Source organism: Streptomyces sp. NPDC101776 (assembly GCF_044766845.1).
Classification (GTDB): Bacteria; Actinomycetota; Actinomycetes; order Streptomycetales; family Streptomycetaceae; genus Streptomyces.
Window position 1 is genome coordinate 99,580 of record NZ_JBIWMV010000019.1, and the last position, 12,999, is coordinate 112,578.

The window sequence follows — 12,999 nt, forward strand, 5'->3', positions numbered from 1 at the left end:
GAGCCTGCCGCCGCGCGGGCGCCCGCCGCCTCGGCACAACGGCCGGTTGAGGGCGCCCGCCTCGGCCGTAAGGACGAGGGCCGTTCGGCGTTCGCGTCATGGGCCGACCCTACGGCTCCCGTACCGGGCCGGAGCGGGGACGCGTGATGTCGCTGCTGAGCTGGGGCGATGCGGGTGCGGGCGGGGCGGTGACCGGGCTGCGGCTCTACGTTCGGGAGCCTCGGGAACGTCGGCGGCATCGGGGAGGCATCATGCGCGGGACCAGGTCTGTGGTGGGCGTACTCATGATCGTGGTGGGCGTCGCGTTCGCCCTGCTGAGTCTGCTGACGTACGCGGACAAGGACGACCGGCGGCTCGCCGAACACCGGGTCTACGACCTTGGGCTCTCGGGGGAGGACGAGGCGCGGGCGCGGGCGGACCTGGCGGATGTCCAGGACCGCGAGCGGCTCAACATCCAGGTGGCGATCGGCGGGACGGTGGTGGCCGTGGTGGGTGGTGTGATGGTCAGGAACGGTCGCCGGGGGCGCGGTCCGCGTCCGGTGACGCCGGCTCCGTCGCGCTGAGGTCCGGCGGAGCTCCCGCCCGGGACCAGCGCTCCAGCAGGTGCTCGGCCTCCTGGGTGCGGGGATGGTTGGTGCCCTGGACGCGGACCATGTCGGCCAGCAGGACGGTGAGTTGGGCGGCGGCGGTGGTGGGATCGCCGTGGCGGTGCAGGAGTTCGGCCCGCTGCTGGCGGGCGCGCAGGGTGCGGGGGTGGTCCGCGCCCAGCACCCGTTCCAAGGTCCGTTGGAATTCCTCCAGTTGGGAGAGCGCGGCGGCGGTGTCCCCGGCGACGCCGCGCCAGAACGCCAGGTTGACCCGGTAGGTCAGGGTGGTGGGGTGCTCGGCGCCGAGCGCGCGTTCGGCGTCGTCGGCCGCGGTGACGAACTGCTCGATCGCCTCGTCGAGTTGGCCGGCGTTCCGTGCCAGTAGGCGAGGTTGTGCCGGGCGACGAGGGTGTCGGGATGCAGCCGCCCGAGCACCGCGACCAGCCCCTCCACGGCCTGCCGGTACGTGGTCACGGCCAGCTCCACGTCACCGGTCTCGCCGATCCACCGGCTGAGGTCGGTGAGCGCCTTCAACGTGGTCGGGTGCCGGGACCCGAGGTCCCGCTCCAACTCCCCGACGAGCACGGCATATCCCTCGCGCGCGCCGCGGGCGTCCCCGGACAGCCCCCGGCACAGCGCGACGTGATCGTCGGCGAGCGCCACGACCGGGTCGCCCGCGCCGAGCGCCGCCCGCGCCTCGGCGGCCAGGACGACGAAGTCGGCGAGCGCGGCGTCGATGAGCCCCGACTCCATCCGAAACCGCGCCTCGTGCAGCCGGATGGCCAAGGTGTCCGGATCGACCCGGCCGAGCCTCTCCTCCGCCGCCCGCCGTATCTCCCCGAGCGCCCGAAGGGCCGCCGCCGCATCCCCGAGCTCACCCCCGGCCTGTGCCACCTGGGCCCGCAGCGTCAATACGTCTCGGTGGGCGTCGCCCAGCCGCTGCCGGGCCACATCGACCAGCGCCCCGGCCATGTCCCGCGCCGCGCCAGGCCTCCCCAGGGCGGTCAGATACGGCCCGAAGCGGCGGAGCAGGGGGTGCAGACCGGGAGTGGGCGGGAGGTGCCCATCGGGCAACGGCCGTAGTCCAAGGGGGTGTTGTGGCTCGACGCGGTGATGCGACGAGTCGCTCTGCCACAGGTGGCCGTCCGCATGGGTCAGGAGGGTCTCCGCGCTGCGGTACAGGGCGCTCTCCGTCTCCGGGGCGCAGTCCGGTGTGGACCAGGTCTCCTCCAGGGCGTCGGCCGCGGCCGTGGCGAGACGTTCGTGGTGGTCGGGCGGTATGCCGTCGCGGATCGCCCGCTGGACCAGGGCGTGCACCTCTACGACGGGCAGGGCGCCGTCGGCGGGGGCGGGGACGTGGTGGGTCACCAGGCTCAGACGGTGCAGTGCCCGGAGGGCCAGGAGGGTGGCCCGTTCCGGTACGGCGTCCGGGGCGGCGCCGCTGCCGAGCCATGCGCGTGCCGCCGAGCCGAGCAGGACCGCGTCGGGGATGCCGTCCGGCGCGAACACCGAGATCAGTTCGAGCATCGCGCGGGCCGTGCCGGGCGGCGCGAGTGACTCCGCCCGGCCCAGGGCGAGTTGGAGGGTGTCCGTCACCGTGGCGCCGTGTTCGTCAGCGGGGGAGGAGGACGGGAGGAGACCGGCGACGCTCTCCCGCCGGTCGGCCAGCAGGGTCAGATACGTGGGCAGGTCCATGCCGGTGTCGATGAGGAAGGCGGCGGCCTGGGAGAGCGCGAGCGGGAAGTGGCCCAACAGCGCGGCGAGGGTCGCGAGATCGTCGTGGCGGTGTGCGGCCGAGCCCGGATCACCGAGATCATCCGGGTCGAGCCGGAGTCGGGCGGTCAGGTACGCCGTGGACTCGTCCGGCGTGAACACCCCCACGGGTATCACCCGCACCCCGGGCCGCAGCAGTGCCGCGTCTCTTCGGCGGGTGACCAGGACGGTCCGGCCGGCGTCACCGGTGGGCCGTAGCCCGGCCAGCTCGGCGGGGTCGTCGATGTCGTCGAGAACCACCAGCCAGGGAACGGCGGTCGACCGCAGCCAGGCGAGGAACAGCTCGGCCTGGGTCTCGTCGTCCCCGCCGGAGGCATGCGCGGCGCCCGTCCCGCTCGCCCCCGACAGCGCCCGCCACGCACGGGCGTAACCGCCCAGCACCGACACCCGGTCGCCCGCGGACACCCAGAGCAGCACCTCGGCCCGCCGCTCCGCGCGGTGGAACGCCGCCGAGGCCAACTGCGACTTCCCGACCCCGCCCGCCCCCGTGAGCAACACCTGCCGTACGGAAGGATCCAGCAGAGCCCCGTCGATGCTCCCGGCCAGCTCCTCGCGGGTGCGCAGCGCGGCGGCGTCCCCCGGGGGCCGGCCGACCACGATCCGCGCCCGGGCCTCCACCGGCACCCGCTGTCCCGGACCGGCCGGGACACTCCGGTACTCCCGGGCCGCCCGCCACAACCCCTGCCACTGCGCCACACCGAGCTGCCCGCCCGGCCCGCTGCCCGGCAGTCCGCCCGCCGCCTTCTCCACGGTCCGCACCAAGGCCATCACCGCTTCGAACCGGCGCGGCACGGACTGTCCGCTGAGCCACTCGCCGAGCCTGCGCGCGTTCACCTCGACCCGCCGCCCGGACGGCAGGGTCACCGCGCCGGCCCGCTGCGCCAGGGTCTCGTCCGACACGTCCGGCAGCCGTCGGCGCAGCCGGGTCAGGGCCGCCGCGAACGCCAGTCTGGGATCGTCGTCGGTCTCGCGCCCGCCCACCCGCGTCTCCCCCCGGACCGACCTGCCTGTCTGCGAGGGGAGTCTAGTTCGGCGACACCTCCCCGGTCCGGCCCGCAACGGGAACGGGTCTCCACCCGGCCCACACCCGCTGAACTGGCCGTACGGCACGGGGCGTTGCGAGCTGCGGACTCGGCCCGGCGTGCCGTCCCTACCGTGGTCGTACGCGACCGAGTGGCCGAAGAAGTCGAAGAAGCCGAAGAAGCCGAAGGATCCGAAAGAGAGGTCCCCGTATGGGAGTTGAGGACGTCCATCCCGAACTGATCCGCGACGAGCATCCCTGGCAGTCCGCCCAGGGCCGGCGCGGCTACGCGCATGTGCGGGTGTGGCGGACGGCGCCGGACCAGGTGATCGTGGCGATCAGCGGCAGCAGCGCCGAGTACGACCTGGAGACGGTGCTCCCCCTGCTCCGCGCCGAATACCCGGACGACACCGCCGAGTTCTTCTTCCACCGCCCGATGGACTGGATGGCCCTCGGCTACTACGCGGAGCTGACCTCGAACGACGACGGTACGGTCACCAGTACGCACATCGCGGGCGACGCTGTCGCGGCTCGCCTCGGGCCCTCCTTCTACGCGACCGAGGACCCCGACGACCACTCGATCGGCTATGGCGGTCCCTGACCCGAGCGTTCAGCGGGTCGGATCCGGACGCCCGCCGCGGCTCAGCGCATGGGCGCACCAGCCGATGATCGAGGCGTTGACCAGCGCGCCGAGGACGACGGCGACTACGAACATGGCCCTGGCGTCCGGGAGTACGAGGAGCACGAGACTGGCCGGGGCGGTGGCCAGGACAGGGACGACGCCCGCCATGGACTCGCCCGAGTCGTCCATGACGGTCACGACGACGGTCCAGACGACGGTGGCCACGCAGATCCCGAGGTAGCCGAGCGCGAAGGGGTTGCGGAGGTTCCGGCCGAGCCGGTGGAGGGGCGAACGGCCGGCGTGGGCATCGGTTCCGGGCATGGGTGTACTCCTGAGTGCGCGTGGGTGAAAGGGCGTTGAGGTTGCTGAGGGTCCGTCAGAGGTGGTCCGCGCCCGGTGGGTTCGGGCGGGTGATGCCGAGGTCGTAGGCGAGGATCGTGGCCTGGACCCGGTCGCGCAGGCCGAGTTTGCGCAGCAGGGCGTTGACATGGGACTTCACGGTGCCGACGGTGATGTCCAACTCCGCCGCGATCTCCGCGTTGTTGAGGCCGGAGGCGAGCAGCGCGAGGACGTTGCGCTGGCTGCCGGTGAGACTCTCCAGCTCGCGCGGGCCCTTCCCCGCACCGGAGTCGGGGTCGGAGGAACGGAATCCCGTGCCCGCTCCCGACGCGTAGTGGCCGATCAGCCGACGGGTCGCGGACGGGGCGAGCACGCTCTCGCCGCTCGCCACCACCCGGATGCCGTCCAGGAGTTCGGAGGCGTGCACGTCCTTGAGGAGGAAACCGGAGGCTCCCGCGCGCAGCGCGTCGAAGACGTACGCGTCGAGGTCGAAGGTGGTCAGCACGAGCACCCGGGGCGCGTTCTCCCGGGCGGTGATGATCCGGGTGGCGGCGATACCGTCCAGCTCGGGCATCCGTACGTCCATCACGACCACGTCGGGGGCGAGTTCGGCGGCGAGGACCACCGCGGTGGCGCCGTCGGCGGCCTCGCCCACGACCGTCATGTCGTCCTCGGCGTCGATCACGGCGGCGAAGCCCGCCCGGACGATGCCCTGGTCGTCGACGACCAGCACCCTGAGGCTCATCGTTCTCTCTCCTCGTCGTCCGACGCCGCGAGCGGCAGCCGGAGTTGGACCGTGCCCGGCGGGCGGCCGGCCGTCAGGGTGCCGCCCAGCGGCGCGATCCGTGCCGTCAGACGGTCCCGTACGGCGGGGTCGGCGGCGCGGGGCACGCCGGTGGCCGTGATCGTCAACGTACTGTCGTCCACGTCGAGTTCGAGCACGGCGGGGTCGTCGTCGCCGGTCGCGAGGAGGGTCTCGGCGACGTGGTAGGCGGCCAGGTCCACCTCGGTGGGGAGCCGGTCCGGGACGCGGTCGGTGAGGCGTATCTCCACGTCGCGGCCGGTCGCGCGCGCCTGGTGGGCGAGCAGGTCGAGAGCCTGGACGGTGGGTTGGGGGCGTAGGGCGGGGGTGGTCGTCCCGTCGTCGTGGACGCGGACTTCGTCCAGGAGGGCGCGCATCGCGGCGAGGGCCTCGCGGGCGCGGGTCGCTGTTTCGTCCAGTCTGCCTGCCCGGGCCGCTGTGATCATGTCGGCGGTTCGGGCCAGCACGGTTGTCTCCAGACCGGCTGCGATGCGACGGCGCTCCGCCCAGGCGTCTCTTACGGCGTCCTCGGTCCAGGTGGCGAGGCGTTGGGTTTGGGCGTCCTGAGCTGTCTTGTTGCGCTGCGCGCGCAGGGAGCCGATCCAGTGTGCGGTGGCGATCACCAGGGATACGCCTGCTGTTGCGAGGAGGATTACCGCCCAGGTGGGGATGGTTGTGCCTCGGTGCAGGACGGCGGTCGTCAGGGCGGTGGTGTGTGCGGCTGTGGCTGCGATGGAAAAGACAGGGGTGGGAGCCTGAGGCAGTCGGTATGCGCAGGTCCGTGGGGGCTGGTCGCGCAGTTCCTCGCGCCCCTTGAAAGCCGCTAGCGCCACGCTCGTCGCGATCATGCTCAGTGTCGGTGGCAGCAGTACCGGGCCTGTGTAGTTGCCGACCTGCATCGCCACTGGCCACAGCAGAGCCAGAACCAGCAGTGCGCCCTGCGCGATGACACGCGCTCTGCCCAGCCACAACAGCGCCACCGCCTGGGCAGCCGCCAGCAGAGCGAACAGCACCCCCGCCGACACATGCGAACCGCTCGATGTCGTCTCCGTTCGGATGATCAGGACCGGTAGCAGTGGCTGGACGCACAGGCCGATCGCGGCGATGACCTGGGCGACGCGATAGTTCCGCGGGACGACGGGTTCCGCCGGGGTCGCCGTACGGCCCGGCAGGACCGCTCGGACCTCCCAACCGCCTTCCGCCGTCGGGCCGGTGGTCAGTGTGCCGCCCGTTTCGCGGGCCCGGGAGCGGAGGAAGCCCTGGCCGCGGCCGCCGCCGAGGCCCGCGCCATGGGCCGGTGTACCGGACGGGGGTGCCGCGCTGGTGACGACGATGTCGGTGCGGGTGTCGCCGTAGCGGCAGATCACCGTCGTGTGGGCGCCCGGTGCGTGGCGGGCCACGTTGGTCAGGGCCTCGCGGACGATGCCGTAGGCCGCGTCCGCGACGGCGCCGTCCGGGAGGGGGTCGAGTTCGAGGTCGACCGGTTGGTTCAGGCGGCGGAAGCCGGCGACCAGGGACCGCAACCGTTCCTCGGGGGAGGGGAGTTCCTCGCGTGAGGGGGCCGGTGCGCGGACCGCGCCGAGTGCTCGGGTGACCTCGCGGCCGGTCTCGGTGGCGAACTCCAGTGCCTCGGCGGCGAGTTCGGGACGGCGTTCGCGCAGGCCGAGCGCGGCGCCGGCGGTGACGACCACGGCGGTGAGGTGGTGGGCGCTGACGTCGTGCAACTCCCGTTCCATCCGGCGCCGTTCGGCCGCCGGGAGGCGGTGGCGCTCGGACTCGGCCCGGTTCAGGCGGAGTTCCGCCGTCTGGCGGGCGCGGGCGGACCAGCGTACGAACAAGCCCGCTCCGCACGCGGTGACATAGAGGAGGGCGGTCAGGACGAGGTCGAGGCCGTTGTTGTCGCTGAGGCCGTTCAGGGTGATGTTCTGGAGCAACTGCCAGAGGGCGAGCGCGACCACGGACAGGACCGTGGTGAAGGTGTCGCGCTCGGTCGCCACCGTGAACAGGGCGAGCGCGACGCCCGCGGTGCCGAGGACCGCCATCGCGCCGGTGGGCAGCGGTCCCGCGCCCACCGCGCAGGCGGCGGCGACCACGATCAGCGTGATCACCGGGCGGCTGCGGCGCAACGCGAGCGCGGCCGTCACCGGTCCGGCGACCAGCGCGGCCACCAGCAGGTCGGCCGCGGTCGGCACGGTGCCGCGCAGCAGCGGAGCCCCCGGCCACACCAGGGCCTGGGCACAGATCAGCAGGACCGGGAGCAGCCGGTCGTCGGTTCGTCTCATGACCCTCAAAGGCTAGGGGCGCGGGTGAACGGCCCGGCTCAGGCTGAAGGGGGATTGCGGTCCCGCGCTTCTCTATCTCTGGTTCGACGCGGCAACCGTCCTTCCGCCCGAGGACCGGGGCCCGTCCCGCTCCTAGGCTCGATCACATCGAGGGAAGCGGTCGACCACCGCCTCCCACACCATCCACACCACCCAGGGGGATCTCCCATGTCCATGACCAAGCGCACGCTCCTCTTCTCGCTCGCCGGTGTCGCCGCGGTCGGCGGAGTCGTCGCCGGCGGGCTCGCCGCCTCGGCCGCCTCGGCGGCCCCCGAGAAGCCGACGCTGGAGAACGGCTCGGCCCGCTACACCGCGCCCTCCGCGACCGGCACCGGCTCCTTCACCTACACCGTGGATGTCAGTGACGACTCGGGCATCCGCGGCCTCAAGGTCATTGCCTGGCCCGCGAGTTCGAAGCTGGAGCCCACCAAGGCCGACCTTCGCTTCGTCGACTCCGCCATATGCAAGAGCACCTCGGAGAGCACCTCGCGCTGCACCTACACCTTCAAGATCACCAAGAAGGAGGCCGCCGAGGCGGCCAAGGGCACCTGGTACGTCTCGGCGCTCGCGACCGCCAAGGACGGCGACACGACGTTCGCGCCCAGGACCGCCACCTTCGACATCACCGGCTGATCCGAAGGCACCCGTACGGACACACGGCGCCCGTCTCGATCGAGACGGGCGCCGTGTTCGTAGGAGAGAACTCGTAGAAGAGAAGTCGTAGAGGAGAAGCAGGGCGGGGGCTCGGGGTCAGAACAGGCCCTTGTACGTCTGCCAGCCCGTCGAGACCTTCACGCGCGGTCCGAACGACCCTTTGCCGTTGCCGGAGTTGCGCCACATCGTGCCCGCCGTGTCGCGGGAGACGAGGTCGGGCCTGCCGTCGCCGGTGAGGTCGCCGGCGCCGATGACGACGTTGTAGGACGAGCCCCAGGCGGTGGCGAGCTTCACGCGGGGCCTGAAGCCGCCGGTGCCGTTGCCGTCGTAGCGCCACAGGGTGTTCGACCTGTCCTGGGCGAGGAGGTCGCCGCGGCCGTCGCCGTTGAAGTCGCCGATGCCGACGATCTTCTTGTAGCCGGACCAGCCGGTCGCGACGCGCACCCGCGCCGAGAGCTTGCCCGCGCTCGTCCCCTTGTAGAGGAAGACCTCGCCGGTGGACGTCTTGCGGGCGATCAGGTCGGGGAGGCCGTCGCCGGTGAGGTCGCCGGGGGAGGTCAGCACGTTGTACTGGTTCCAGCCGGTGCCCAGCGAGGTGTGCGGGGTGGAGGTGAGGAAGGCCTGCCCGCGGTAGGTGCGGTAGACGCGCAGTTCACCGCTGGCGAAGCGGACCAGGACGTCGTTCCGGCGGTCCTTGTTCAGGTCGCCGAACGGGACCAGGGCCACCGTCGAGGGCCAGCCGTTGGCCGACATGGTGCCGGCGAGGCCGCCGGTCCCGTTGCCGGGGCGGTAGCTGACGACACCGGTGGGGGAGAGGGTGAGGACGTCCCCGATCCCGTCGGGCGCCCAGGAGTTGTAGTTGGTGAAGTCGCGGCGGACGGCGGCCCCGGTGGACACACGCACCAACTGCGACATCGTCAGCGCCGCTCCCGAGCCGTCGGCGGGCGCGGCCGTCAGTTTGAAGGTGTACGCCCCGTTCGGGACGAGCACGCCCGCCGTGTCGCGGAGATCCCAGCGCGCGGTCAGGGTGCCGGACACCTCCCCGCCGGTGTACGTCCGCACCACCTTGCCCGTGGCCTTGCTGGTGAGGGTGGCCGTCCAGGAGGCGGCGGGCCGGGAGAGCAGCGCGCGGTACTGCCACCAGGGGTTGCTGATCGCGTCGCTCCCGAAGGAGTTGTCGGTCGCCTCGGACTCGGTGATCGCGAGCGGCTGCGGGGTGACTCCCGCGGGCACCAGGTGGATCCGGTGGTTGGCGTCGATGTAGGCCGCCGGTCCGCCGAACTTGTCCACGGTCCAACTCACCCCGCGCAGGCTGGAGTTGCCCGCTCCCGCGGCGAGCGTGCCGATCGTGCGGGTGGTCGCGGTGCCGTCGGTGAAGGCGGTGAGCTGGAGCGTCTGGGCCGTCGTGTCGTGCCGGACGAGATAGCCGTCGCCGAGCAGGGCCTCGCCGGACGGGACGGTGACGTTCTTCTTCGCCGTACGGTCCCAGACGCCGGCCTCGGCGGTCGGGCCGCAGGACCAGTAGATCCACCGGCCGACGACCTGGAGTTCCTTGGCGACGCACGGCGCGCCGGTGCTGACGGTGTCGGTCACCTTGCCGGTCTTCAGATCCTTCGCGGTGACCACGCCGTTGCCGGTGCCCGGGGTCCAGAGCTTGGTGCCCCAGACGGAGGCGGCGGTGACGGAGCGGGTGACGACGGGTTTGAGGTTGCCGTAGACGCCGAGATCGCCGACGTACTGCTTGGTGGGGGAGGTGCCGTTGACGACGGCGTAGCGGCCGGCGAGGTCGAGGACGGTTCCGGAGGTGGAGGGCATGTTGAAGGCCTCCTCGTCACCGTTGTCGACGGACTGGACGAACGCCCCTCCCGAGTTGGTGGCGGTGTCGGCCAGGAACGCGACCGCGCGGCCGTCGCCGGTGGCGTACGGGCCGGTCGTGTAGTTGTCCCACGTCTGCCAGGTCGGTGCGCCCGGCGAGTAGGACGTGCCGGTGGTCGAGATCCGGCGGGTGTAGTAGGCCGCCAGGAAGCTGGAGTCGCGCTCGTCGGTGGCCAGGAGGCCGTTCTGCAGCGACAGCCGGTCGATCTCCGCGGCCACCGGCGGTACGGCGGTCACGTCCGTCGATGTCGGCGCGTCCGCCCCCGTGTCGGTGACCTTGCGCACCGCCCAGTGCGCCGCGTCGGCGCCGCCCGCGACCAACAGGCCGCCGTCCGGTGTCGGGGTGACCGAGGTGTTCGCGTGCCGGAGCAGGGTGACCGCGTCGCCGCCCGCGAGGGGGACCGCCATGACCGGTTCGCCGGACCTGTCGACCAGGTTGTGCGGCTGGCCCGGCACGGAACGTGCCACCACCAGCCAGCGTCCGGCGATCCCCAGGGACGGGGTGCCCTCGGTGCCGGGCAGCGTCACGGTCGTCTCCGCGGCGGACGGATCGGCACGGTCCAGGACGTGTGCGGCGGTGCCGCCGTCCGCGTACCAGACCAGCCGGTCCGCGCTGAGCGCGACGCCCGCCGGGGCGGCGGACACCGTCACATCGGCGGTGACCTTCGCGGCGGCCAGATCCACCAGCGCCAAGTGCCGTACGGCGCCCAGCGCGTAGCTGATCACCGCGGCCCCGCTGTCACCGCCCAGCACACTGAAGTTCGCGGTGATCCCGGTCAGCCACCCGTCGACGGGAGCACCGTCGGCGGGCGCGCCGTCGCCGTACAGGTACAGCACACGGCTGCCGTCGGCGGTCCGCGCCTGGGTCAGCACGTGGGTGCCGTACGTCGCCGCGTACGTCCCGTGGGTGAGGGCCACGTCCGTGGCGGTACCGGCGACCGGGTCCCGCAGGACGACCTTCGCGGTGGCCGAGACGACATCGGTCACGAGATCGGACGACGCCCCGAGATACGCGGGCGTCTCCAGCCGGGCGAGGGCGCCCAGTTCGGTCGTGGTACCGGAGTCGTACGACGTCCAGAGGTACCCCGAAGTGCCCTCCTGCGCATGCAGATAGCCGCTCGCTCCGGCGGAGTACAGCCGGTCCGCGCGCGGGACGTAACGGTCCGACTGGAAGACCTTCTCGGCCGCTGTGCCAGTGCTCCCGGCCGCGACGGCAGGCACGGACAGTGGTCCGGTGGCGGCGGTCACGACAAGAACCGCCGACACGGCGACGATGCCACGGGCGGTAGTTCGGCGGGCGGTGCTACGGCGGGCCAACGCGGCCTCCTGGACGAGGGCAGGGCGTGGCGGGACGGCGGTGGCCGAGTGAGTGCGCGTGCGCGTCGGCGGGTTCCGTGACGTGTCTGCGTATGTACAGCCCCCCGGCTGTCCCCCCATGCAAGATGCACCGGAGGCTAACAGCGGCTCCTGGATCATCGGGTGTACCGCGCGTCACTTCCTCATAACAGTGCACGGAACCACGGGCCGGAGGGCAATGACATGGTCAACTCCCCCACGGGGGCCGGGGGTTACTCCGCCACCCCGCTCGCCAGGAAGATCGGCGTCAAACCGGGCCACGAGGTGCACCTGCACCACGCCCCCGACCACTGGACCGTCCCCGGACTCCCCGACGACTGCGAGGTCACCCCAGGCGGCCCCCGTGGCGCGGACGTCACCGTCGCCTTCTACCGGGAACGGCGGCACCTGGAGGCGGAAGCCCCGGATCTGGTCCTCGGTCTCGCCGATGCCGCCATGCTCTGGATCGCCTGGCCCCGCAAGGCCGCAGGCCATGTCAGCGACATCACCGAGAACGGCCTGCGCGAGCTCTTCCTCCCGCTCGGTGTCGTCGATGTGAAGGTCGCCGCGCTCGGCGACGACTGGTCGGGGCTGAAGTTCGTACGGCGGCGGGAAAACCGGCAAAGCCGGAACAAAGCTCCCGCAAAATGAACGTGAGTTGGGGCAACCGGTCGATGTAGGGAAACATCTTGGTGAACGGCGAGTGCCGCGCGGTCAGGGCGCGGGCATCGCCGGATGGCCGGATGGAGTGAGGGACGTGGTGCAGCCGAGGATCGCCGTCGCCGTGGTGACCATGGGAAACCGGCCCGCCGAGGTCGACGCGCTCCTGGAGTCCGTGGCCAAGCAGGACCTCGCGCCCACCCGCATCGTGATCGTCGGAAACGGCTGCCGGCTCCCCGAGTTCACCGACCGGCTCTCCCTCCCCGGCGAGGTCACCACCATCGACGTCGACGAGAACCTCGGCTGCCCCGGCGGACGCAACGTCGGCCTGGCCCGGCTCCGCGCGTTCGGCGACGTGGACGTCGTGGTGGAACTCGACGACGACGGACTCCTGGTCGACGCCGACGTGTTGCGCCGTGTCCACGACCTGTACGCGGCCCGACCCCGCCTCGGCATCGTCGGGTTCCGGATCGCCGACGAGCACGGCGAGACCCAGCGCCGCCATGTGCCGCGGGTCGGCGCGGGCGACCCGATGGAGGGCGGATACGTCACCGGGTTCCTCGGCGGCGGGCACGCGCTCAGCATGGCGATGCTCGCCGAGACGGGGGACTGGCCGGCCGAGTTCTTCTTCGCGCACGAGGAGACCGACCTCGCCTGGCGGGCCGCCGACGCCGGCTGGGACATCCTGTACGCCCCCGAACTGCTCCTCCAGCACCCCAAGACCTCGCCCGCCCGGCACGCCATCTACTACCGGGTCACCGCCCGCAACCGCGTCTGGCTGGTCCGCCGCCGGCTCCCGCTCGCGCTGATCCCGGTGCACCTGGGCGTGTGGACGCTGCTCACCCTCGTACGGACGCGGTCGCGCGCCGGGCTGCGGGCCTGGTTCGGCGGATTCATGGAGGGCCTGCGCGAACCGGCGGGGGAGCGGCGACCGATGCGCTGGCGGACGGTGTGGCGGCTGACGCGGCTGGGCCGCCCGCCCGTCATCTGAGACGCGGGTCCGGATCAGG

Annotated in this window: 11 protein-coding genes; 5 read left to right on the forward strand and 6 right to left on the reverse strand. The window is 72.3% G+C overall.

Annotation, left to right across the window (positions count from 1 at the left end):
* Window positions 1-251: 251 nt before the first annotated feature.
* Window positions 252-563 (forward strand): hypothetical protein, encoded by a 312-nt coding sequence (locus ACIRRY_RS40060; RefSeq protein WP_403983221.1) that lies wholly within the window; start codon window positions 252-254, stop codon window positions 561-563.
* Here the strand turns inward: ACIRRY_RS40060 and ACIRRY_RS40065 are convergent.
* The gene (locus ACIRRY_RS40065) at window positions 505-969 is read right to left on the reverse strand and encodes a tetratricopeptide repeat protein (RefSeq protein WP_403983409.1); all 465 of its coding nucleotides are present in this window, start codon (window positions 967-969) and stop codon (window positions 505-507) included. The genes ACIRRY_RS40060 and ACIRRY_RS40065 overlap by 59 nt on opposite strands.
* Window positions 867-3,341, reverse strand: a complete 2,475-nt coding sequence (locus ACIRRY_RS40070) for an NB-ARC domain-containing protein (protein ID WP_403983223.1) — start codon at window positions 3,339-3,341, stop codon at window positions 867-869. Before ACIRRY_RS40070 ends, ACIRRY_RS40065 begins: the two co-directional genes overlap by 103 nt.
* A 251-nt stretch (window positions 3,342-3,592) precedes the next feature.
* On the opposite strand from ACIRRY_RS40070, the gene ACIRRY_RS40075 reads away from it, so the two are divergent.
* A complete protein-coding gene (locus ACIRRY_RS40075; protein WP_403983225.1) occupies window positions 3,593-3,982 on the forward strand; it encodes a hypothetical protein in 390 nt (129 codons plus the stop codon).
* 9 nt (window positions 3,983-3,991) lie between these two features.
* Here the strand turns inward: ACIRRY_RS40075 and ACIRRY_RS40080 are convergent, their stop codons facing one another.
* The 3 genes from ACIRRY_RS40080 to ACIRRY_RS40090 are packed head-to-tail and all read right to left on the reverse strand — an operon-like array spanning window position 3,992 to window position 7,426.
* Window positions 3,992-4,324: an SCO4225 family membrane protein gene (locus tag ACIRRY_RS40080; RefSeq protein ID WP_403983228.1), complete on the reverse strand. Its 333-nt coding sequence runs from the start codon at window positions 4,322-4,324 to the stop codon at window positions 3,992-3,994.
* Between the two features lie 55 nt (window positions 4,325-4,379).
* Window positions 4,380-5,087: a response regulator gene (locus tag ACIRRY_RS40085; protein WP_403983230.1), complete on the reverse strand. Its 708-nt coding sequence runs from the start codon at window positions 5,085-5,087 to the stop codon at window positions 4,380-4,382.
* Window positions 5,084-7,426, reverse strand: a complete 2,343-nt coding sequence (locus tag ACIRRY_RS40090) for a histidine kinase (RefSeq protein WP_403983232.1) — start codon at window positions 7,424-7,426, stop codon at window positions 5,084-5,086. Before ACIRRY_RS40090 ends, ACIRRY_RS40085 begins: the two co-directional genes overlap by 4 nt.
* 213 nt (window positions 7,427-7,639) lie before the next feature.
* On the opposite strand from ACIRRY_RS40090, the gene ACIRRY_RS40095 reads away from it, so the two are divergent.
* Entirely contained in the window at window positions 7,640-8,098 is a 459-nt protein-coding gene (locus tag ACIRRY_RS40095; RefSeq protein ID WP_403983235.1) for a DUF5707 domain-containing protein, read from the forward strand.
* Between the two features lie 117 nt (window positions 8,099-8,215).
* On the opposite strand, the gene ACIRRY_RS40100 is transcribed toward ACIRRY_RS40095, so the two are convergent.
* Entirely contained in the window at window positions 8,216-11,311 is a 3,096-nt protein-coding gene (locus tag ACIRRY_RS40100; RefSeq protein ID WP_403983237.1) for an FG-GAP-like repeat-containing protein, read from the reverse strand.
* A gap of 222 nt (window positions 11,312-11,533) precedes the next feature.
* Here ACIRRY_RS40100 and ACIRRY_RS40105 point away from each other — a divergent pair, with 222 nt between their 5' ends.
* Together ACIRRY_RS40105 and ACIRRY_RS40110 are read left to right on the forward strand one after the other, a co-directional pair.
* Window positions 11,534-11,980, forward strand: coding sequence for a DUF3052 domain-containing protein (locus ACIRRY_RS40105; RefSeq protein WP_403983240.1), 447 nt, complete (start codon window positions 11,534-11,536; stop codon window positions 11,978-11,980).
* Window positions 11,981-12,086: 106 nt separating this feature from the next.
* The gene (locus tag ACIRRY_RS40110) at window positions 12,087-12,980 is read left to right on the forward strand and encodes a glycosyltransferase family 2 protein (protein WP_403983242.1); all 894 of its coding nucleotides are present in this window, start codon (window positions 12,087-12,089) and stop codon (window positions 12,978-12,980) included.
* Window positions 12,981-12,999: the final 19 nt, after the last annotated feature.